This is a genomic window from Oxalobacter aliiformigenes, assembly GCF_027116575.1.
GTDB classification, from domain to species: domain Bacteria; phylum Pseudomonadota; class Gammaproteobacteria; order Burkholderiales; family Burkholderiaceae_D; genus Oxalobacter; species Oxalobacter aliiformigenes.
Map to the genome: position 1 here is coordinate 1,372,648 of NZ_CP098252.1, position 22,376 is coordinate 1,395,023.

A 22,376-nucleotide genomic window follows, 5' to 3' on the forward strand; every position below is an offset into this window, starting at 1 on the left:
GAGCTGTCCGGAAAGACTTCAGCCGGATGGCGTGCGAGCCATTCATCTGCCGGACCCTGTCGCCGCATGTCCGGAACAGACAGGCATCGTAACAGCACTCCTGCGTCAGAGAGAATCAGCAGGCATCTTTTTGGAAAAACGCGTTTGCATACTCGACGATGGCAGAAATGACGGGGGTTTTCCCCTGCAAGGGGTGCACCATAAAACAGCCGTCGGGAACCGGGAAGGGCGCTTTCAGCCCGATCTGACCAGCGGGGAAATAACCGAAACGGGAATAATAGCCGGGATTCCCGAGTACGATGGAATAATCGTATCCCAGCCGTTTTCCACGCTCATGCCCGGCGTTGACCAGCAGGCTGCCGATCCCCCGGTTTTGCCGGACTGGAAGAACGGACAACGGTGCCAGCGCCAGCTGCACCGTATCGCCCGCCCTGACTTCGGTAAAAAGAATATGTCCCGCGATCTGGCCGTCCACTTCGGCGACCAGCGACAGTTCTTCGATGACGGCACCGCTTTTTCTCAATCGCCCGACAAGATACGGTTCGTCGCCATCGGCATGTTCCGCATTCCCGAATGCTCGGCTGACGAGATCAAAGACCGCCCGGTAATCGGCCGGAGTTTCCTGACGGATAACGATCTGTTCTGTCGACGGTTGTTTCATTCGTCCAGTATGGCACAGTCCGCACGTTTCACCAATCACCGGTGATATCCGGCATCTGCAATCATGCCCTGTGCGAGACGATTGGAACCGGACGGAAAAAACGGTACAGTATCCGGACAATATCAGAGAGGAAACGCATCATGCTTTGCTACCGGACTGTCCCGTTCGCCATCGGAAAACTGACCATCATGGAAAAAAACGGAAAAATTGTCCGCATCAAGCTGAACAGGCCGCCGGAACCCGCCATCCATGCCGTCGAAAAGGAAACATCCCTGATCGCCGAGGCCGTTTCCCAGCTTTCCGCCTATTTCGAAGGCAGGTTGAAAACATTCGATCTGCCGCTGGACATGTCCGGAACGCCTTTCCGGATGAAAACCTGGGAAGCGCTGAAAACGATCCCGTACGGTGAAACGCGCAGTTATGGCGACATCGCCCGCCAGATCGGCCAGCCGAAAGCCTGCCGCGCCGTCGGCATGGCCAACCACAACAATCCCGTCGCTATCGTCGTCCCCTGTCACCGGGTCATCGGATCGGATGGATCACTGACCGGTTACGGCGGTGGCCTGCCAATCAAACGGCAACTGCTCGATCTGGAAAAACGGTATTCTTCCTGACGCGAAAAACCGGACCTGTCGCCACACATGACCGCAAACCTATCCGGTCGCCTTCCGGCAGGATCATGAAAAACGGAATGTTTCTTCCGAAGCCCTGTCACTTTCTTTTTGTTCGCCTTTTCGCTTACGGTTTTTTGTCATGACAATAACTCATGTTTTTCAAAAATATAAAACATTCATTTTATGTAGAACATGAGATGAAACCTCATGCTGTTTCGGCATGATTTTCTTTTTTCTACATCCAATCATTACTTTCAGGCTAATGAACAAAACATGTTCTTGATTGATTGGATACCCGGCGGCATCTATGCTGGCATCATCGAATCGTCAAACGAAAGGAGACATTCCATGATGCAGCAAACCGTTTCGCCGGGAAAATGGGACACCCGGCGACAGGAAAAAAGAAACCGGATCAGCCGGACAAAACTGGCCGGCAAAGTCCTTCCGTCCGGCGATCTTCCCGCCATGCTGGAAAAACTGATCGCACCGGGCGACAGGGTCGTTCTGGAAGGAAACAACCAGAAACAGGCTGATTTTCTGGCCCGTATGCTGGCACAGACCGATCCCGGCAAACTGCACGATCTGCACATGATCATGCCGAGCGTCAGCCTGCCCGAACATCTTGACCTGTTCGAAAAGGGTATTGCCCGGAAAATCGATTTTTCCTATTCGGGCGCCCAGAGCCTGCGCATGTCGCAGCTGCTGGAAGACGGTCTGCTGGAAGTCGGTGCCATCCATACCTACATCGAACTGTATTCGCGACTCTTCGTCGATCTGATTCCGAATGTAGCCCTGATCGCCGCCTACAAGGCCGACAGAAACGGCAATCTTTACACAGGCCCTGGCACGGAAGATACCCCGGCCATCGTGGAAGCGGCTGCCTTCAGGAACGGTATCGTCATCGCCCAGGTCAATGAACTGGTCGACAGTGAAGCCGATCTGCCACGGGTCGATATCCCCGGTTCATGGGTCGATTTCGTGGTCGTGGCGGACAAGCCTTTCTTTATCGAGCCGTTGTTCACCCGTGACCCGCGCCTGATCAGGCCAGTGCATATCCTGATGGCCATGATGGCGATCAAGGGCATTTACGCGAAGCATCAGGTCCAGTCCCTGAATCACGGCATCGGATTCAATACCGCCGCCATCGAACTGCTGTTGCCGACATATGGCGAACGGCTCGGCCTGAAAGGGAAAATCTGCAAACACTGGACACTGAATCCGCACCCGACGCTGATTCCGGCCATCGAATCCGGCTGGGTCGAAACCGTCCATTGTTTCGGCGGAGAATTGGGCATGGAAGACTATATCGCCGCCCGGCCCGATATTTTTTTCACCGGCACAGACGGTTCCATGCGCTCGAACCGGGCTTTCTGCCAGATGGCCGGACAGTATGCCGTGGACATGTTCATCGGTTCCACCCTGCAAGTCGATGGCGCCGCCAATTCATCGACTGTCACGAAAGGCCGTGTTTCCGGTTTCGGCGGCGCACCGAACATGGGACATGACCCGCACGGACGCCGTCATGCCACGCCTGCATGGCTGGACATGATGGAAGGAAACGATCCGCTGGAACGCGGCAGAAAACTGGTCGTGCAGATGGTCGAAACATACCAGTCCGGCGCCAGCCCGACATTCGTCGAGAGTCTGGATGCCGTCGAGGTCGCAAAAGAATCCGGCATGCCGCTGGCGCCGGTCATGATTTACGGCGACGATGTGACGCATGTCCTGACGGAAGAGGGAATCGCCTATCTTTACCGTGCGAAATCGCTTGAGGAACGCAAGGCAATGGTGGCTGCCGTGGCGGGTATCACCGAAATCGGCATGACAGCCGATCCCGAAACGGTCAGACGGCTGCGAAGGGAAAACAAGATCGCTTTCCCGGAGGATCTCGGCATCGCCCGTACCGAAGCCAGACGTTCGCTGCTGGCAGCCGGCAGTATCGCCGAACTGGTCGAATGGTCGGGCGGTCTGTATAACCCGCCATCCCGTTTCAGGAGCTGGTAATGGATACCTTGACCCTGTCAAACGATACCCGTGCCGAAACCGTCGCCCGGCGGCTGGCCGGTCATGCCGTAAATGCCCTGATCGGGGAAGCACGGCTGTCCCCGAAGCCCGGACTGGTCGATGCACGCGGCAGCGGCTCGCACGACGACATGGATCTGCCCATGCTCGAGGCTTCCGCAAAAAGCCTGCAAACGGCATTTCTCTCTATGGCACTGGCCGGATGGTCCCGCCGTCCGGACACGGCCTTGAGACGCCGGATCGGCGCCATCGGCCGGGAAGGGGAGAAAACCATGATGAAAACGACCGGAGGCATCAACACCCATCGGGGAGCTATCTGGGCACTGGGTCTTCTGGTGACGGCCGGTGCCATGCACGATGGAATTGCCACTGCCGACGACATGACCCGGACGGCCGCCCGTCTGGCATGTCTGGACGATACCGCCTGTCCTCCGGCGTTTTCCAAAGGACGCTACGTTACCGGACGGTACAAGGTTCCCGGTGCCCGGGAAGAAGCCCAAAGCGGCTTTCCGCACATCACGCAGCTGGCCTTGCCCCGGCTTGCCGAAAGCCGGCAGCAGGGTGCCAGCGAAGAAGAGGCACGTATCGATGCACTGCTGGCGATCATGACCTCGCTGTCCGACACCTGCGTGCTTTCACGGGGTGGCCCCGCTGCGCTGGATGCCATGCATGCCGGAGCGAAAGCCGTGCTGGCGGCCGGCGGCATGGGCACGGTGGAAGGGAAAAAAGCCTTCGATGCGCTGGAATACGCCATGTTGTCGGCCCGCGTTTCCCCGGGGGGAGCGGCGGATCTGCTGGCGGCATCACTGTTTCTGGACAGCGTGGCTGTCCGATAAAGGAGAAAAAAGATGGAACGTATCACACTGGAATATCCCGGCTATGGAAAAGCCGGAAAAAAAGCGCTGGCCGGTGTCGTCGGTTCCGGCGACATGGAAGCCCTGTTCGAACCGGATACGGCCGGAAAACTGGCCATATCCATCACCACATCGGTTGACGGCAGCACACCCCGCTGGCAACGGCTCTTCGAACGGCTGGCCGGCGGCCGTTCCCTGCCTGCCGGCCGGCTGGTCATCCACGATTTCGGTGCGACACCCGGTGTCGCCCGGCTGAGAATCGAACAGGTTTTCGAGGAGGCTCACCATGAATGACACCCGTTTTATCGAACTGTCCGCCCGTGACCGGGCCAGAGGACTGCTGGACGCCGGAACCTTCCGGGAATTGCTCGGGCCGTTCGACTATGTCATGTCGCCCTGGCTCGAACCACAAGGCATCATTCCACAGGCCGATGACGGCATGGTCGTCGCCAAAGGCACTCTTTCGGGAAAACCGGCCGTCGTGATCGCTATCGAAGGAACTTTCCAGGGCGGCAGTATGGGCGAAGTGTCCGGCGCCAAAATGGCGGCTGCCCTGGAACTGGCGGTGGAAGATAACAGAAACGGCATTCCGACACAGGCCGTCCTCTGTCTTGAAACCGGCGGGGTACGCCTTCAGGAAGCCAACCTCGGACTGGCGGCCATTGCCGACATTCATGCCGCCATCGTCGATTTGCGACGCCATGTGCCGGTCATCGGCATCATTGCCGGCACCGTCGGCTGTTTCGGTGGCATGTCGATCGCGGCAGCCCTGTGCAGCTATCTGATCGTGACACGCGAAGCACGCCTCGGGCTGAACGGCCCACAGGTCATCGAGCAGGAAGCCGGCATCGGAGAATACGACTCGCGCGACCGTCCGTTCATCTGGAGCCTGACAGGTGGTGAAGCCCGGTTCAGAAACGGTTTTGTCGACGCGCTTGTGGACGATTCTCTCTCTGCCGTCAAGACAGCCACTATCGCCTGTATCGAAAAAGGACGTCCCGGCAGCCTGCGCTGCGAACAGATTGACGGCTATCTCTCGAAACTGAACGCTTTCGATACCCGCCAGCAGGCAGACGCCAGACTCACCGCGGAATTATTCGGAAAAGGAGATCGCTCATGAATACCCCCGACAAAACAAACGGCGCCAGTCGTGGCGACATCTGGTTTGACCTGCTCGCTGGCGATTTTGTACAACGGGCAGGGCAATGCCCTTCCGTGAGAGTCGCCGACGGCACATTGCACGGTGAGCCGGTCCGTGCCATTGCCGTCGTTCCCGATCCCGGAAACCATTACCCCCGTGCCGTCCGGGGCGAGGTCGGGCTTCTGGAAGGCTGGACTCTCGGAAAGACAGTCGCCGAAGCTGTCGAACAGGACCGGGGAAAATCCGTGAAGCGGACCATTCTCGCCATCATCGACGTTCCCAGCCAGGCATATGGCCGAAGGGAAGAAGCATTCGGCATCCATCTGGCACTGGCCGCCGCAGCGGGAGCCTATGCCACGGCGCGGCTGGCAGGGCACCCCGTTATCGGGCTGATCGTGGGCAAGGCCATGTCCGGCGCCTTTCTGGCACACGGGTATCAGGCCAACCGGCTGATCGCCATCAACGACAGGGGTGTCATGATTCATGCCATGGGCAAGGCGTCCGCGGCCCGGATCACCCTGCGGACGGTCGAGGCACTGGAAAAACTGGCTTCCGCCATCCCGCCGATGGCTTATGACATCGCCAACTACAAAACACTCGGTCTGCTGGAAGAGCTGATCGACGTCGCCGATCCTGTGCATCCGACTGCCGTGGAAGTGGAGAATGCCAGAAATGCGGTACTTCGGGCGATCGAAAGCACCCGCGCCGGCGGTGTGACCCTGTCCAACCGTCTGGGTTCGCCCAACCGCGCCAGTACATCGCTTGTGCGCGAACGGATGCGCGAACAGTGGCGGGAATGACACCATGAAATCCGCCGTCATGCCATCGTCAGGACCAACAGGCAGACTGCTCTGCCGGCCTCACGATCTGCTGTGGATTGCCGGCAGGGAAGCATTCGTTTCCCGGAAACCGTTGCCGTCATGGGTCGATTCACGGTGGCATGACGACATGCCGGTCGTCGTCAGACGCGACGACCGGAAAAGCGGCCTGATCCCGATCGGCATCCGCGGTAAAACACGGGCCGAACGGGCAGCGGCATGGATTTCCCCGGAATCGGTCCGAAAGATCGTTTCTCCCGAATCCCTGGTATCGGATACCGGCAAGCTGGCCACGTCTCCCTTTGCGAATACCCGGCCGGTTCAGGCACTCCTGCATCTGGCGAAGTGGATGGAAACATGGCATTGGGGAGTCACCGGCAGTTGTGGGTATGCCCTGGCAACCGGCACCCCGGTCATGCACGACGACAGCGATCTCGATCTGCTCATCCGCTGTCCGGAACCGGTCAACCCTGCGATTTTTGAGGAACTGGCCGGAAAACTGGCTGCGCTGTCATGCAGGACGGACATCCAGATCGAGACGCCGACCGGTGCATTTGCGTTGCAAGAATGGTTGCGCCGGCGTGGGGAAGGTACCGGCTGCCGCATTCTGCTGAAAACGGATCACGGACCGATACTGACTACCGATCCCTGGCGATCAGTCCAATCTGCCAAGCGAGAAATATCATGAACAGAATTCTTTTCACATTTCCCGGACAGGGAGCGCAGATTCCCGGCATGCTGCATGAACTCGACCGGGTCATTTCCTGCAAGCACTGGTTCGACAGGGCAGGTGACGTCCTCGGCGAGAATGTCCTGACGCTGGACACCGCCGAAGCACTCGGGCGGACGCGTGCCGTCCAGCTCTGCATTCTGATCGCGGGAGTGGCCTGCGCCGACTGGCTGATCCGCGAGAAAAGCATGCCGGACTTCGTTTCCGGACTGTCGATCGGCGCTTTTCCCGCAGCGGTGACCTCCGGTGCGCTTGCCTTCGACGATGCCCTCAGGCTGGTTTCCCTGCGTGGGGAATTGATGGAAAATGCTTGTCCTGCAGGATATGGCCTTTCCGCCATCGGCGGCCTGCCCGAACGGTCCGTCAGGGAACTGGTTGAAGCCGTCCATTCACCCGAACATCCCGTTTTCGTCGCCAACCTCAACGCCGCCGACCAGTTCGTGATCGCCGGTTCGGATGAGGCCATGAGGCGGGTACTGGAACTGGCGCGTGAAAAAGGCGCGACCGGAACCGACCGGCTGGCCGTCGCCGTCCCTTCCCATTGTCCGTTGCTGGGTGAAGCGTCCCGGATACTGGCCGGAGCATTTCGCGACATCCGCCTCAGGCGGCCGTCCATCGCCTACCTGAGCGGCAGTACCGGCCGGGTACTCTGGCAACCCGAACGCATCGCCGACGATCTGGCCTTCAATATGGCACGTCCCCTTCACTGGGCCGACGCCATGACGGCGGCCTATGAAAGAGGCGTTCGGCTGGCGGTTGAAATGCCGCCCGGATCGGTTCTGACAGGACTCGCGAAACGGATCATGGAACAGGGCGAAGCCATCGCCTGCCAGCAACAACCGTTGCAAACCGTTCTGGAACTGGTGAGGCGGCTGAAAACAGGCTGACCAGAAGCGCCGGCCCGTCAGCCGGTGGAATGACGGGCCATCATGCGCGCCTCTGCCACGAGTGCAAGAATATCCGGATCCCGTTCACGGCTTTTCGGGAAAACCAGCGCAACCGTCTGTTTCTTCCGGTATTTTTCCGCCAGCCCCACCAGACGCACCGAACTGTCGAATACCTTTCCGATACGGCGCGGAACCAGCGACAGGCCGACCCCGGCCTGCACCATGTTCATCAGGGAAAAAATATCGTTCAGGCGGGTCACGACGACCGGTTCAAACCCGGCTTCCGCAAACGCGTCGCTGAAACATTGCGCCGTCGCGAAACCGTCGTTCATGGTCACGAATTTTTCTTCCTTCAGATCCGCCAGTTCCACGGGTTCCGCCAGCGGAACCGAAGACGAGAGCGGGACAGCCAGATAAAATGTATCCTCGAACAACGGCAGCGTTTCCAGACCGGCCAGCTCTACCTTCTTTCCGGGCAGTGATACCAGAATGGCGTCGAGTTGTCCTTCATTGAGTTGCGCCAGCAGTTCGCGGCTCGAGTTCATCGACAGGTCGATTTCCATTTCCGGACGTCTGCGCTTCAATCCCATGATCAATCGCGGCACCAGTTCCGTCGTCAGGGAATAAAGACATCCCAGTTTCATCCGGCCACGGCCATAACCCGCCGCCTCACGCGTCGCGTCGATTGCCCGGCGAATCACCAGAACCATCTCTTTGGCATAATGCGCCAGCGTCCGTGCAGCGGGCAGGGGACGCAGATTGCGCCCATCCTGCACGAAAAGAGGGCATCTCAGCACATCTTCGAGCGAATGAAGGGCACGGTGGACACTCACCCCGCTGATGCCGAGCATTTCAGCCGTCCGGGCGATATTCCGTTTTTCCATGAAAGCCAGAAAAATTTCCAGCTTGCGGATTGTCAGTTCACTATCGATCATATTTCACAGAAAAATACTCAACCGCAGGCAGACAGTTCCATACCCTGTTTCGCAACGTTTTCTATTTTCGCCTTCCGGACAGGCGTTGTCCACGTCATGCGGCAGAATTCGCTCTGGCATATTTCATGCATGCCACACTACAATATACAAAACAACGAACAGGAAAGAAAAATGGCGATTCTGATTATCGACATGGGCATACCTCCCGGAAAAATACCGGAACAGTGCGGGACGGCTTCCCGCTGGTTTCTTGACGCACTGGGCGAAATCGGCAAGAAAGCGGACGTGGTACATCCCTGGAGAGACGAGGAACTGCCGGTTCCCACCGCCGTATCCGGAGCGGTCATCACCGGTTCGTGGAGCATGGTGACCGACGAGGAGCCCTGGAGCGAGAAAACCGCCGAATGGATCCGTCAGGCTCTTTTTTTCGATATCCCCCTTTTCGGGGTCTGTTACGGGCACCAGCTGATGGCCCATGCACTGGGTGGTACGGTCGGCGACAACCCCGAAGGCGGCGAAAAGGGCACTTTTAACGTGACGCTGACTGAAAAAGGCAGGAACAACCTGCTGCTGGACGGTTTTCCCGACCGGTTCCCGGCGTATCTTTTCCACCAGCAAAGCGTTCTGGTGCCACCTTCCGGCTGTGACGTGCTGGCCACATCGGAAAAGGATGCCTGCCAGATGCTGCGTTATGGAACCAGCGCCTTTTCCGTGCAGTTTCACCCCGAATTCACGGCAAACATCCTGAAAGCCGCCTGTACCGATGACGCCGGAGAAAACGGATTGACAACTTGTACCATCATCCCTGAAACACTCTGGTCTCGGAAAATACTGCACAATTTCTGCCGTATCGTCGAAGATATCGGGTAAGATGGCATCCATATTTTGCTACCGGCGCAACCGGCAGGACACACTGGTGAAATAGTTAGCTTTATTTCCGGTCATACTCTCTGCCGGTACGACAAACGGATTTTCACCGTTTTTACGGAAATACGGACAGTTTCAGACCGCCTTAAACACAACGTGTATCCCGCTTGCGCCATCCGCCAATATTTACCGCCTGTCCCGTTTTCGTCCGGAGCCGTCACTGTGGTTTGCCTGCAAAAACCACCTTCTTCCTCTGGAAAAAATAAAAAAAACGGCACCGCCCGGGTGCCGTTTTCCTTTATGCCGTCAGGCTTCATTTGGCCTTGACATAATCGCCGGCCAGCGTTTTGCCGTTCGTGCAGAACAATCCCAGATCGTTCTTGTCGTTCGCCTTGGAGGTGAAAACATTCATCGAATCCGGACCGGTCGAACGGATAACCAGCGTACTCTTCAGATCGGGATTGACCGTTTGCAGGGGAATTTCGACCTGATCGTTGACGATTTTGCCCTGTCCGTTGAAAGTACAGCCTTCCTCTACGCCATCGGCGGAAAAAGTAACGGTCACACCGTTTTGCGCATTGCCCAGAATAGTCAATGTTTCACCGCTTCCGTCAAGCATCCGGTCGCCGGCGAGCCGGTAGCGGCCGGCGAAGTCGGAAGCGACCTTGGGTGCCACCTTCTTTAACGTATACTGTTCGGACAACGTTTCGGAACGTTTGCCGTCCTTGTCCGTCATTTCGATCGCATCAGCCGATTTGACAATGAAATACTGGGTATCGAACGGAAAAGTGACCGTCACGATTCCCTTGTCCATTTTCCAGGTGCCGCCCTGGGAAAGGGAAGCGCCATCGGTATTTTCATAAAGCTGGGTTTCGACGACCGAACCGTCCTGATCGAACGTAATGGCCGTCTTGATGCCCGGGCAATCGGCGCATGGCAATGTTCCGGCATACATACCTTGCGGCGGTGCCACATCTTTTTCCGACTTGCTGCAGGCCGCCAGTATCGCCAGCATAAAGAGGCTCAACAGAAATAAAGAAAATCGTTTCATATGCATCTCCAGGGTGTTTTAAAAAAACCTGCGTTTGAAAGGATTCAGAAAACACGCCAAGGCTAACGCAGTCTCCCGAAGATGAAGTGACCCATATCAGAAACCGGACAAAAAACGGAAAAACCGGCCCGAAAGATGCTGCCGGTCCGATCCGCGACAAAAAAAGCCGGGACACCCCCGGCTCTTCCGTACACAACAGATGTCATGCGATTTTCGGTTGGCCATCCGATGCGGTCGCTCCGCCATCGACCGGAATACAGGCCCCGTTGACGAAACTGGCATCGTCGCTCGCCAGAAACGCCATGACCGAAGCCACTTCTTCCGGTTGTGCCGCACGGCCAAGCGGAATGCGTTCATTGAATTTTTCCTGAACCGCGACATCGAAACCGCTGGTCATATTGGTTTTGACCAGGCTGGGGCAAACGGCATTGATGCGTACGCCGGAAAGTCCATGATCCAGTGCCATGGCACGGGTCAGGTTGGCGACAGCTCCCTTGGATGCGCAATAGAAAGCGGCACCCCAGTCGCCGCCCAGTCCGGACACGGACGAAGTATTGATCATGCAGCCTTTCGATCTGATCAGATGGGGCAGGGAAAACTTGGCCCCGTAAACCACTCCGTCGATATTGATGCCGGAAATGCGCCGCCAGTCATCCAGCGAGGTTTCCAGAACCGATCCGACCACATGTACCCCGGCATTGTTGATCATGACATCGAGCTTTCCGTATTTTCTGACGGTATCCTCTATCATTTTCTCGACGGCTTTCGGATCAGACACATCGACCACCATGGCCGTCGTCCTGTCCTCCGGAAGGGTGGCCGCCATTTTCATGACATCGCCTGCTACGTAATCGGCCAGAACGACCGTCGCGCCTTCGGAAGAAAACCGTCTGGCTGCCGCCGCACCGATGCCGTTGGCGGCTCCCGTAATAACAACCACTTTACCTGCAAAACGATCCATCGTTGCCTCCTTTAAAGGGTTATGTCCATACATGGTCACCGTAAACCATCATGGCCCGAAGTACAAGCGGCAAAGGAAATAATCACGTTCTTTTTGGTCTGGACCAAAAAACGGTATCCCCGGATGAATTCCCTCCGGCACAATCCGGTTTCTTTTTCCTGAACTTGCGATGCTCGGCTACCGTTCCGATTATCTCAACCGAATCGATATGCGAGCGGATACAGGGATGGTCATCATTTAAGGGAACGAGTTCGAAAAGCATCTTGTGCGAAGCATCCAGCCCGCGCGGACGGTACTTCCTCAAAATGGCCGTATCTTTCGTTCCATATCTTGCCACGACAAAATCGCCCGGTTCGGGTTCGACCATCGGATCCACGATGATCCAGTCGCCTTCCTCGAATTCCGGCGCCATGGCGGATCCCGACGTTTCCATGGCGAAAGACCGTGCGGAAAGGGACAACTGGGTAAAAAGCCATGCACGCGGTTCCTGCAACAGGGCGGAATTGCGGGAAGTCCGGCTGAATCTGGCCGCCTGTTCGGAAGTGATCAGGGGAATCTGGATGTTGTTCCCGACCATAATCGAAGATGCCTGAATAAGAGACATCTGTCCCATGCCGGTCTCCAGCCAGGAAGCCGAACAGCCGACCATTTCCTGCGCTTTGAGCATTCCCTGTTTTGAAATGCCTCTTGCCTGCCAGTTATGGATCGTTTGCGGCGACACGTTAAACAAACGTGCCAGTTCCGACTGCCCGTATACATGCTTCAGAACCTTTGCCGCTTCATATAGACGTTTCATTTGTTCATGCATACATGCATTTTCTGAAATTTGCCCGTCCTGTGTTACACGGCTTGTTTGACACTTGAATAAACAATATGTTTAAAAACCATCAGAAAAATATCAAACAACTGCGTACAAAAATGCCTTCATTCACGAAAAGGCCATTTATTCGTTCCTTTCCAGAACCTGTAGCACTTCTTCCTGTCGGAAACAGGTGGAAAAAATGTTCTGGATTTACAATCATTAAGCCCGATATTTTCACTTAATGATAACTAACTACGCAAATAAAAATATCTGACAGATTATTATCAACTTTGTAAATATTCAACTGTTTATAAACTGTTATTGACATAGTCCCGTCTGCCGGAGTTTCAAACCATTTTTTATCGAAGAATGAGTAGAAAAAAACCGAATTTCGAATTTTTCCTGCTCTGGCAGAGAACAAAAAAGCCTTTTATAACGCCATGCCGATCTGTTACAATGCCTGACCATTGCCCGGGTGGTGAAATTGGCAGACACAAGAGACTCGAAATACTTTGTGTCCATTAAAATAGAATCAAAGTCAAACGGGCGGATGTGGTGAAATTGGTAAACACAAGGGACTTAAAATCCCTCGGAGAAATCCTTGCCGGTTCAAGTCCGGCCATCCGCACCATCTAACAGGTTAGCAACCACTTCAAAATTCCCTCCAGAAAACTGCACAGCTCAATCAATCCAGGTTTAATTTTGAGCGTGGTCGTAAAAATGGCATGTGACCACATGGAGAGGACAGCATGTCAGAACAGCGGAAAAACCTGCTTGATGTGGAAATCGGGCTTGAAGCCGATATGCCGCGAGGAGCGTCAAACGGCTGGTAAACGCCGCCAATCCGAGTATTGCACTGTTGCAGGAAAGGAACTCATTGGTCATAAAATTGCGGCATTCGCAAAACTGTCGGTAAGAGGAAAGAAGAAGCTGACAAGGGCAGGGCAAGCAGCCGGGCGATTGCCATAAAGTATGTTCAGGACATTCCATCGGAAACGTTTGCTTTTTTGACATTGTGCCAGATCGTTGCAGGTATTTCAGGCGAAACGCCGTTGTCCCGCGTTGCCTTGTCTGTCGGGCAGGATGTTGAAGATGAAGTCGTGCTCAAACAGGTGCGTGAAGAAGAGGATGCGCTCTATAAGCGCATCGAAGCAGGTACCAAAAAGCGCACATCTGACCATAACAGGCGCTGTTACTTACTCAAAATTGCCAAAGAATATATTGAATTTGTTCGGTGGGGCGAAAAGACGTGATTGCATATCGGCATGAAGTTGATAGCGCTTTGCCAGTCATCCTTAGGTCTCGTACAGGTTGTGGATATCCGGAAAGGAAGTAGGAGACCAAAATGTTGACTGCCCTGCCGGAAATTTTGCAATGGATGAAAGAGAGGATGGACTTTCTGGGTGGCTTGCGTCCTGTGTATGAGCCGATGGTGGTCAGACCGAAGAACTGGACAACCCCTTATGACGGAGGCTACCTGTCTTCAGATATCAAGCCGCTGAGATTGGTCAAACGTGGGGCGAGAGCCTGTTTCGGGACTCTGGAAAAAGCAGACATGCCTGTTGTCTATGAAGCGGTCAACGCTATCCGGAACACGGCCTGGCAGATCAATACGTGGGCACTGGAAGTCATGCAGACTTTCCGGGATAACAGAATACAGGCAGGGGAAATGCCCCTGAAAGATGGCATACCGTTACCCGAAAAGCCTTTTGACATCGAGACGAACCCGCAAGCGCAGCTGAAATACCGGAGAGAAGCCAACGAAGTTTATCTTATCAACACCGCCAACCGATCAAAGCGAGCCCACTTTGAAATCATACTGGACATCGCCAGACGCTACGCACAGTACAAGAAATTCTATCAGCCACATCAGCTTGATTTTCGGGGCAGGGTATATGCAGTCTCTCCGTTATCCTGTCAGGGATCGGATACCACCAAGGCATTGCTGAGATTCGCCAACGGCAAACCCTTGGAGTCGGAAGGCTGGAAATGGCTGGCCGTACATGGGGCAGGGCTGATAGGGAACGACAAGGTATCTTTTGAAGATCGGGTGAATTTCATCTTGGATAATGAGGATGTCATTCTGGCGATTGCCGAAAATCCTTACGACAACCGGCAGTGGTTTGGTGAAATCGGAGGCTATGAGGTGGACAAGCCCTGGCAGTTTCTGGCGTGGTGCAAGGACTGGGAAGGATTCGTCAAGTACGGTGAGGCGTATGTCTCCAAAATCCCGGTAGCATTTGATGGTTCCTGTTCCGGGCTGCAACATTATTCGGCCATGCTCAAGGATGAAAAAGTGGGGGCTGCGGTCAACCTGTTACCGGGAGACAAACCTTCGGACGTGTATGCGATGGTAGCAGAAGAAGTCCTGAAAGCCGTCAATCATCATTTGGAAAACGGGACGGTAGATGAACTGAAGCTCGTGAAGGATAAACCAAAGTTTGTCGAAGGAACAAAAAGTTTGGCTGCACAATGGCTCGAGTTCGGAATCAACCGTAAAGTGACGAAACGGGCGGTCATGACGCTGTGTTATGGCAGCAAACAGTTGGGTTTTGCCGGGCAGTTGATAGAAGACTGTGTCCGCAAGACCAGAATGAATGAAGAACTGTTGTCCTTTACCTGTTCAGGAAAGCCAGCAATCACCTTGCCGGGAAAATCAGCATTACAGTAGCTCGTATTTGAAGTACGGCGAGAGATTTCAATGCATTTTGTGCGATCAATAAATCGTTCATCAGTTTTTATAGTGTGAAAAAATCTCGCAGGATGAAAAATCAGAAATTCCGGACAATCAGTTCCCCGAATTTTTTCCGCTGGGCTCACCCTCAACGGAACAGGAAACATCCACTCGCTGCATATCGAGCCCTTCGAAAGCCTTGCGCATTAAACATTATGGCTGGACAAAAAGAGACCTGGAGTTTTCTCTTGAGTGCAAAGGAAAGAAAGGTTTTTTTCACGGTTCAAAACGAATTAAATCCTTCCCGTTCGGCTTTGTGGTCCGTCGATCAGCAAATGAAACCGAATACGGAGGGGTTGCCTTTGTTCAAGAAAAATAACAGATCAATAATTGAACAATTCAGAAAATGGATTTGCTTTTTCTTTATTTCCTGTGGCTTCAAGATAATCGGATAATATGTTTGCAAACTGCCTGCAGGCCCCCGCCTGTCCTCTGAAGTCATGATCGACAATACTTCCTTTTTCTTCTGCCAAAGCCAGGGAGCAGTGATACGTTGTTATTGGTGTGTATGATCTATATGTTACGAAATCGGTCATGGTAGAATTATATGCTCTTCTCCTTATAGGGATTCCTCCTGATGTTGCAACCATTTTCCACGTATAAATTACCCTGTCGCCAATCTCCGTTCGGGAATATGGATAACCGAATATTTTAAAAGCGACATCAATACCCCTGCCTCTTATCCGATATAAATCATTATTAAAAGATTCCGGAGTGGCACATCCTGCTAAGGAAATTGTTATTAGGAAGTAAATCAAAAATTTTTTCATAAGTTTTAATTCTACCCAAAAGTTTTACTTCAACAATCTGGAAGGGCATCCCGATCACCCGATGGCACGATTTCCCCCGCAAAGGGTATGCTATCAGAGCCAGCAAAAGTACAGAAAGCGCCTTTGCGACCACAATCAACGCAATAGGCAATATAACTTATTGATTTTAAAGGAAACATAAAAAGATCGAAACTCCTGCCACTGTTGTATCCTCATCAATTCTTTTCGAATGGTGACATGGCTTGAAAAACTGATTAACCACACATTATGCAATTTTATATAATGTTATTGACTGATCAGTGAGTGGAGTCTTCTTAAAGAACCCGTTATGCAACTGATTTTCGAGTTACTGTAAAATGGCGATATGTTGCATTCCTTGCAGGTGTGTGGACGGGAAACATCATGCCAGAACTTGGCCAGTTCTTTGAAATCATCATTTACATGTATTTTAATGATGTCGGGAAATAGTACAAACCACATATTCATGCAAAATACGGTGAGTATGAGATTGTCCTATTTCTGGATGGTGAAATTTTAGAGGGTGCCATACCCAAAAGGCCGCTTGCGCTGATCGGTGCCATCCATGAAGAGGAACGATATAAAACATGGATTAAGGCTGTAAGACAGGAAAATCCGGACAAGATCGAACCATTGAAGGGATGGTATATGTTTATCTCCCGGATATGGAAAAATGCTGTTGAGTATGGTGGCATTGTCAGTGCGATGCTGCCTGCCAATAAACCGGCGAACCGAAGTTATCCCGCTGAATGACTATTCGCTTCTACTGTATTACACAACAGGCGGATACAGGGTTTCTGATGTCGGGCCTTTATTGAATGGTGAAGCTCTCCAGAAGCTGAAAAACATGGAAATTTTTCGGAATGCGCAGCTGCATGAAACCGTTTCATGGTGCGATGGCAATATTGATATCGCACCGGAAACCCTGTATTTGGAGAGCAGACCGGTACATAGTGGGGATATTGACGCATTGATTAAAAGCAGGGCAACGTAATACCCGGACAAATACCGAACATGTGATGCAAAAGACTATTTGTGCCGGTATGGTGCCGTCGGTGTTGCTTTGTGGGTGCAAGGCAGGCAATAAACCATAGAAAGGACACCCCAAAGCCCCCATAAAACAGGCAGCAAGCACTGAATATGTGCGAGAAAAGGCTTACTTGCGGAGAACACTGGATACAAACAAATGTGTGATGGATCAGAAAACGGAAAGTCTCAAACATGCAGATCCATGACTAACAATCCCATTATTAAAAAAGCGTATAACCTCGCATATATCTGTAAAACCCTCCTGCCCATCTTTTGATGGTTACATTACAGCAACAAATAATAAATACGGGAAAAGATACAAACAGGTGTCTTGTCGACTTTGAAAAAGCCGTACTCAGCGGCAAATTTTCCAAAACACACGTCAGCAAGAGATGCTGTATTTATCAGAAGTCACCGGCATAAAGGAAACGAGAAAACATGCCGACAGGAATCGAACTCATTTAACATTTTATTCAGAAATTATCAAACAGAAAAACAGGAATGGATCAATACATTTTCCGTACAATCACTTCAAACACAAGACAGTACAAAAAAGAGCACAAAATTTGTCCTTACAAGACAGAGAAGATATTTGGCATACCCTTCAAGAAAGGGAAAAACCGGCATAAACCGGCTTGCTGTCGGAAGGGCGGGCGAGAGTATCCGATGTGTGCCGGCCGAGGGTGTCAGATGATGGGAATAACCAGAAAGTGGCGCAGAAAACGCCGGATGAAACCCGGGTGGATAACAAGAAGAGGGTATCTATCGGATTCAGACGGGTAAGCAAGGCAATAACAATCTTGCAGTAATTATGACAGACCGGCTGGTCAGGTATTGTGGTGTTATTGGATGGTATGGGAAATACGTTATTGTGCATGTGTAACTTTCAAATCAGTGGGGTGAAATTTTCATATCCCATACTCGCATCACCTCTTTAATGGCATTTTCCAAAGAGATTTTTCTTCCATCATCGGTTTCTACATAAACCTCAATCGCCTCAGCCCAACACCCTTCCCCAAAAGGGGCTTGAAAAAATCCCGGAGGACATTTTATTTGGCCATTTTCTTTAATATCAATATTTCTCCATTTTAATGATCCATGTTTCGTTGCGTCGGCTGCGTCTCTTACAACGGAATACAAAGGCGATAAGTCTGTAATATCTTTACGTACTTCGGCCCTGTCTTTTTTGTAACCCAAAGAATAATAATCAATGATATGTTCAACAACTATTGCGGCGAGTCTTGCTTTTCGAATATTAAAACGCCCATTACCAGACAAATACTCGTCAACAGTCGGTTTGACAGTATTCCCAAAATAATCACGCAATATTTCTGGCATTGATTCCTCCATGCAATTGCCCGGCTTGTAAATTGCAGAAATCCCGGTCAATTTACACAGCACAAGATGTCATACTCTCTGCTTTTCCGGTCACTTATACGGATATATCAAATGTATCGACCAATCCGTTAAACCGCTATATGATCAGATTATCCTTGCAGTTCTGGGCAACGAATAACTGAACGGTGCAGAGACGGCTTGATACTTTGGTAGCAGATCACTATGCTTTGTCAGCTAGCTGCCTGTCAAATGCTCATGGATTGAGCAACCGTTACAACTCTTTGTACTGTCAGATGAATTTCCTCTTTTCCCGATCTTTATCCACAGAAAAAAGGGATATCTCAAAATTTTTCAGCCAGTTTTTCTGCTGTCGCATTGTAATAGACTATCAGCATTTTCAAGTCACGGTGACCGGTCATTCCGGCAAGATCAAGAACGTCAGGTTTTTCAGCCAGCCGGTTATGGCTTCATGTCGCGTATCATGAAAATGCAGGTTATTAGTCATGGCGCGTTTCTTTGCTTTTTGAAAAAGTGCATCAAGATTACCCGATGTGATGTTGAAAACATTTTCAGTCCCTTCAATTCCGGGAAGCTGGCATAAAATCCGTATAGCCTCACCGGATAACGGTACATCCTGGAAAACCATTGTTTGTCTCACCAAGATGAAGAAAACGCTTTGCCATATCTGTTTTGTCCCCTGCCAGATTTACGGTTTCACCAGCATGCATAGCCGTTTCTATCACAAAAAGAAAGGCAGGACCCTCCCGGGCTATTGTTGTTTCTGGTGTTTATTCGTAATCATCTCCAAGAGCAAATAACAGACGATTTGTCTCGTCTTCTGTTATCCTGCGTTCCCTTGATTTCAGAGATGGTGTCTTCTTCACGAATTTTACGGGATTCTCATGAAGCCACTTCCATTCTGAAACCACAATACTTGAAGCGTTTGATAAAAAGTTCCATTCCCTGTTAACCGTTGAACTGGAGACGGTTTTCAATCTCTCATCTCTCCATGCTGCCATATGGCGTACATCAAGAGCGGATAACATGATGTCTCCTATATCCATCCGCGAAATGGCATTCAAACGTCAAATCGGCATACGCCTCTTTTTCGTATAACGGCCCGCCATGACTTTTCCCGTTTCGTAATGGTGGACATATCTTTTTGGTACAGATGGTACAAATTTGGTGCGGTCCGTATTGAGAATATGTGTGAAATAGAAAGAAACAAAAAATTTATATATTTCAATAAATTGTGTTAAAAAGCGGGAAAACATGAAAATTTCATGCCATACCGGTCTCGGGAGCAATCTTCCCGCATTCAATCGGCGCTTTGCCGGTGCGCATATTGTTGCAAGGCCGGAAATGCCGGCTTTACGGACAGAGCATCCGTGCAAACCACAAACATCAATACCATCGCTGTTGTCAAAAAACCGGTCACATTTCCGTTTCTGCGCATATCTCCTTCCACCAGACCGCATTCATTCCTTTTTTTATCCGTCAAAATAGCCTTGGGTAAAAACAGACCACTATTCCGTTTTTATCATGTCAGAAAAATATCAGCAATTTTTCCGCCCCGAATACCGCTTGTCCATTTTGACGGGAACGGAAATCGTGCAGCCGGTACATTCTGTTTTTCCGGAGACAAAAGCATTCCTTTCAACGATGCAAGCGATGTCCTGCGATATAATCCCGCTTTTTTACATTACAAAAATATCCATGCCCGACACTTTTTTTCATTGGTCTGCAAGCCTTTCCGGCATATCGGTAACCGAAACCGTTTATACCGTAACCGGTGGGACAGCAAGAAAAGCGCTGGTCTACAAACCGGCCGGGAAAGGACCGTTTCCCGCAATGGTGTGCGTTCATGGAGGTGCCTGGGTTTCCGGCGACCGTTTCGCAACGGCCGGTTTCGCCGAACGGGTGGCGGCAACCGGTATCGTGATTATGGCGATCGACACCCGTCTTTCCCCGCAATATCCCTATCCGGCTGCCGTTGCCGATGTCAATTGCGCCACCCGCTGGCTGAAATACCACGCCGGCCGGTACGAAATCGACCCCGGACGGATCGGCGGACTGGGCGTCTCCAGCGGCGGTCATCTCCTGTTGCTGTCCGCCATGCGTTTTGACGATCCTCGCTATTGCACCGAAATGCCGGAAAATGTTCCGCTTTCAGCAAAAGCCGACGCGAGAATGGCTTTTGTCGTCACCTGCTCAGGTGTTCTCGATCCCCTGGCCCGTTACCGGATGGCCGAAAAAAACGGCGATAGCGATATTCTGCTATGTCATCGCGCCTTTTTCCGCCATATGGAAATCATGGAAGAAGCCAGTCCGCCACAAATCCTTTCACGTCAGGAAAAGGCCGATCTGCCCCCGGCACTCTTTTTTCAGGGAAGCGACGATCCGCGTCTGCCCCCCGATACTGCGGAAAAGACGGCCCGGGCATGGAAGAGGGCAGGAGGAACGGCGACGGCCATAATTTATCCCGAAACAGGACATTCCGTGGGGACATGGGGAAAAAAAGAACTGGCCGACATGCTTTTCCGCACACAGTCACTGGCATCGGTATCGTGCTGAATGGCCTTTACATCACCCGGACGCAACTGCTTGACGAAGTCAACGAGCTGCTGGCCTCTATGTGTCATAATCTGCCGAAAACGGAAATCGCGAAACGCATCGACAATTTGTTCACCCACATCGCCGGGCATTTCATGGATAAAGAAACCATTCTGGCAGAAGCGGAAGACCATGAATTTCCTGTCCTACCGGCAACTTCTGCAAAAAGATATCCGCCTTTCGGCACGTCTTGCGCAAAACCGGCTTCGTCCCGACAAAATGTACCATTATCTGGCGAAAGATATCGTTGACGATCATATTCGGGCTGTCGATACCCGGTTCTTCAGCCATACCGGTTCAAAAAAACGGACAGGACGGATAAACCGGCCCGAAATCCGATCCGTCCCACCTTGCGAATCCATCCTGCCGTCGGGAAGAATCCGCCGACCGTTTTTTTATCCTTTCCGTTCCTTTCCGGCAACGTTTCCCGCCATGAATGGTGACAAGTCCGATATGATAGGCGTCATCGTGCCGTTGTGCTCTCATATCCATCACCGTCGCAAATCACGGCAATCTCCGGTGAATTCACCAGTTTCCAGAGGCCAGAAAGCAAGCGGCTTTCATCATCCAGGAAAATCTGTCATGTATTCCGCCGATACAGGAAAAGTGAAAATAACCGTTCTGACCGATGACACAGTGGCATCCGAGGCGCTGCTTGCCGAACACGGTGTCTCGATTCTCGTCGAACTGGCCAGCGGCCACCGCTGGCTGATCGATACAGGGACGACCGATATCTTCATGGAAAACGCCCGGAGAATGGGTATCAGTCTGGACAATCTGACCGGCATCGCCATCACCCACGGGCATGACGACCATACCGGAGGACTGACGTTTTATTCCCGGCTCAAGGGAAATCCGCCCGTTTACGGTCATCCCTACATCTGGCACAAATCCTACCAGATCAGACCGGGCATGCCGGTCCGCATCACCGGCATGCCCTATCTGGCCCGCAAGGAAGCTGCGCCGTTTTTTCATGCTGTCAATCATGTCACCCAACTGGACGACGGTCTCTGCTTTTTTACGGACATTCCCAGAGAACCGGGCAGCTTCGCCCCTATTGCCGGGAATTTTTTCAATGAGGACGGTACCGGCCCCGTTCCGCTGATCGACGATGCCGCCATCGTCATCCGGGTACAGGAAGGACTGATTGTCATTATCGGATGCGGTCATGCCGGTTATACCAACATCCTCGGCGCCATTCACAAGGAATTTCCCGAAGAAAAACTGCTTGCCGTCATTGGCGGGCTTCACCTGACGAACGCCAGTGAAACGGTTCTGGCTGAAGCTGTCCGGTGCACGCGCCGTTTCATGACAGACCGGTTCGCTTTCCATTGTGGCCATTGTACCGGTGAAAACGCCTTGCGGTATTTCAGGAAAGCATTCGGAGAAAAAGCCGTCAGGCCCATGGGAGCGGGCAGAACGCTTGAATTCTGAACACACGAAGCGAACTCCCCGGCAAACCCGTCCCGCGAAATCGTGTCATTCCCGTTCCGCCGAAGAAAGAACGACCTGCCGGCTTTAAAACAGAATG

The 22,376-nt window shown here is 52.3% G+C and carries 22 protein-coding genes and 1 tRNA gene; 16 read left to right on the top strand and 7 right to left on the bottom strand.

Annotation, left to right across the window (positions count from 1 at the left end; translation table 11 throughout):
• Positions 1-115 precede the first annotated feature (115 nt).
• The gene (locus NB647_RS06400; protein WP_269282474.1) at positions 116-661 is read right to left on the bottom strand and encodes a GNAT family N-acetyltransferase; all 546 of its coding nucleotides are present in this window, start codon (positions 659-661) and stop codon (positions 116-118) included.
• 140 nt (positions 662-801) lie between these two features.
• On the opposite strand from NB647_RS06400, the gene NB647_RS06405 reads away from it, so the two are divergent.
• From NB647_RS06405 to mdcH, 8 genes are all read left to right on the top strand, one after another.
• Complete coding sequence (locus NB647_RS06405; RefSeq protein ID WP_269282476.1) at positions 802-1,275, top strand: methylated-DNA--[protein]-cysteine S-methyltransferase; 474 nt, start codon at positions 802-804, stop codon at positions 1,273-1,275.
• 348 nt (positions 1,276-1,623) lie between these two features.
• Positions 1,624-3,279, top strand: a complete 1,656-nt coding sequence (mdcA, locus tag NB647_RS06410) for a malonate decarboxylase subunit alpha (protein WP_269282478.1) — start codon at positions 1,624-1,626, stop codon at positions 3,277-3,279.
• Positions 3,279-4,133, top strand: a complete 855-nt coding sequence (locus NB647_RS06415; protein ID WP_269282480.1) for a triphosphoribosyl-dephospho-CoA synthase — start codon at positions 3,279-3,281, stop codon at positions 4,131-4,133. The genes mdcA and NB647_RS06415 overlap by 1 nt, the downstream gene beginning before the upstream one ends.
• 12 nt (positions 4,134-4,145) lie before the next feature.
• Positions 4,146-4,445, top strand: a complete 300-nt coding sequence (gene mdcC / locus NB647_RS06420; protein ID WP_269263781.1) for a malonate decarboxylase acyl carrier protein — start codon at positions 4,146-4,148, stop codon at positions 4,443-4,445.
• Positions 4,438-5,271, top strand: coding sequence for a biotin-independent malonate decarboxylase subunit beta (locus NB647_RS06425; RefSeq protein WP_269282482.1), 834 nt, complete (start codon positions 4,438-4,440; stop codon positions 5,269-5,271). Before mdcC ends, NB647_RS06425 begins: the two co-directional genes overlap by 8 nt.
• On the top strand, positions 5,268-6,092 hold the full coding sequence (gene mdcE / locus NB647_RS06430) for a biotin-independent malonate decarboxylase subunit gamma (RefSeq protein ID WP_269282484.1): 825 nt from the start codon (positions 5,268-5,270) through the stop codon (positions 6,090-6,092). Before NB647_RS06425 ends, mdcE begins: the two co-directional genes overlap by 4 nt.
• 4 nt (positions 6,093-6,096) lie before the next feature.
• Positions 6,097-6,798, top strand: coding sequence for a malonate decarboxylase holo-ACP synthase (locus tag NB647_RS06435; protein ID WP_269282486.1), 702 nt, complete (start codon positions 6,097-6,099; stop codon positions 6,796-6,798).
• Complete coding sequence (gene mdcH / locus NB647_RS06440; protein WP_269263785.1) at positions 6,795-7,727, top strand: malonate decarboxylase subunit epsilon; 933 nt, start codon at positions 6,795-6,797, stop codon at positions 7,725-7,727. Before NB647_RS06435 ends, mdcH begins: the two co-directional genes overlap by 4 nt.
• Positions 7,728-7,744: 17 nt before the next feature.
• Here mdcH and NB647_RS06445 read toward each other — a convergent pair whose 3' ends face one another.
• Positions 7,745-8,662 (bottom strand): LysR family transcriptional regulator, encoded by a 918-nt coding sequence (locus NB647_RS06445; RefSeq protein ID WP_269263786.1) that lies wholly within the window; start codon positions 8,660-8,662, stop codon positions 7,745-7,747.
• Between the two features lie 129 nt (positions 8,663-8,791).
• Here NB647_RS06445 and NB647_RS06450 point away from each other — a divergent pair, with 129 nt between their 5' ends.
• Positions 8,792-9,532, top strand: a complete 741-nt coding sequence (locus tag NB647_RS06450; protein ID WP_269282487.1) for a glutamine amidotransferase — start codon at positions 8,792-8,794, stop codon at positions 9,530-9,532.
• 310 nt (positions 9,533-9,842) lie between these two features.
• Here the strand turns inward: NB647_RS06450 and NB647_RS06455 are convergent, their stop codons facing one another.
• From NB647_RS06455 to NB647_RS06465, 3 genes are all read right to left on the bottom strand, one after another.
• Positions 9,843-10,580 carry a copper resistance protein NlpE gene (locus NB647_RS06455; protein WP_269263788.1) on the bottom strand — a complete coding sequence of 246 codons (738 nt, stop codon included), beginning with the start codon at positions 10,578-10,580 and terminating at the stop codon, positions 9,843-9,845.
• A gap of 202 nt (positions 10,581-10,782) precedes the next feature.
• On the bottom strand, positions 10,783-11,541 hold the full coding sequence (gene budC, locus NB647_RS06460) for a meso-2,3-butanediol dehydrogenase (protein ID WP_269282488.1): 759 nt from the start codon (positions 11,539-11,541) through the stop codon (positions 10,783-10,785).
• A gap of 82 nt (positions 11,542-11,623) precedes the next feature.
• Positions 11,624-12,337, bottom strand: coding sequence for a LexA family protein (locus NB647_RS06465; RefSeq protein ID WP_269263790.1), 714 nt, complete (start codon positions 12,335-12,337; stop codon positions 11,624-11,626).
• A 552-nt stretch (positions 12,338-12,889) separates the two neighbouring features.
• Here NB647_RS06465 and NB647_RS06470 point away from each other — a divergent pair.
• The 3 genes from NB647_RS06470 (at position 12,890) to NB647_RS06480 (ending at position 15,014) form a co-directional block, all read left to right on the top strand.
• A tRNA-Leu gene (locus tag NB647_RS06470) sits at positions 12,890-12,974 on the top strand.
• A gap of 382 nt (positions 12,975-13,356) precedes the next feature.
• Positions 13,357-13,596 (top strand): hypothetical protein, encoded by a 240-nt coding sequence (locus tag NB647_RS06475; protein ID WP_269282490.1) that lies wholly within the window; start codon positions 13,357-13,359, stop codon positions 13,594-13,596.
• Positions 13,597-13,688: 92 nt separating this feature from the next.
• Positions 13,689-15,014, top strand: a complete 1,326-nt coding sequence (locus tag NB647_RS06480; RefSeq protein ID WP_269282491.1) for a DNA-directed RNA polymerase — start codon at positions 13,689-13,691, stop codon at positions 15,012-15,014.
• Positions 15,015-15,400: 386 nt separating this feature from the next.
• Here NB647_RS06480 and NB647_RS06485 read toward each other — a convergent pair whose 3' ends face one another.
• Entirely contained in the window at positions 15,401-15,847 is a 447-nt protein-coding gene (locus NB647_RS06485) for a lipoprotein (protein WP_269282492.1), read from the bottom strand.
• Positions 15,848-16,327: 480 nt separating this feature from the next.
• On the opposite strand from NB647_RS06485, the gene NB647_RS10650 reads away from it, so the two are divergent.
• Positions 16,328-16,618 (top strand): DUF4160 domain-containing protein, encoded by a 291-nt coding sequence (locus NB647_RS10650; RefSeq protein WP_416143583.1) that lies wholly within the window; start codon positions 16,328-16,330, stop codon positions 16,616-16,618.
• Positions 16,539-16,859 (top strand): DUF2442 domain-containing protein, encoded by a 321-nt coding sequence (locus NB647_RS06490; protein WP_269282494.1) that lies wholly within the window; start codon positions 16,539-16,541, stop codon positions 16,857-16,859. Before NB647_RS10650 ends, NB647_RS06490 begins: the two co-directional genes overlap by 80 nt.
• A 926-nt stretch (positions 16,860-17,785) precedes the next feature.
• Here the strand turns inward: NB647_RS06490 and NB647_RS06495 are convergent.
• Positions 17,786-18,232 (bottom strand): hypothetical protein, encoded by a 447-nt coding sequence (locus NB647_RS06495; RefSeq protein ID WP_269282496.1) that lies wholly within the window; start codon positions 18,230-18,232, stop codon positions 17,786-17,788.
• A 1,716-nt stretch (positions 18,233-19,948) separates the two neighbouring features.
• Between NB647_RS06495 and NB647_RS06500 the strand changes: the two genes are divergently transcribed.
• Both NB647_RS06500 and NB647_RS06505 read left to right on the top strand, forming a co-directional pair.
• Complete coding sequence (locus NB647_RS06500; RefSeq protein WP_269282497.1) at positions 19,949-20,806, top strand: alpha/beta hydrolase; 858 nt, start codon at positions 19,949-19,951, stop codon at positions 20,804-20,806.
• A gap of 171 nt (positions 20,807-20,977) precedes the next feature.
• Positions 20,978-22,279 carry an MBL fold metallo-hydrolase gene (locus NB647_RS06505; protein ID WP_269282499.1) on the top strand — a complete coding sequence of 434 codons (1,302 nt, stop codon included), beginning with the start codon at positions 20,978-20,980 and terminating at the stop codon, positions 22,277-22,279.
• Positions 22,280-22,376: the final 97 nt, after the last annotated feature.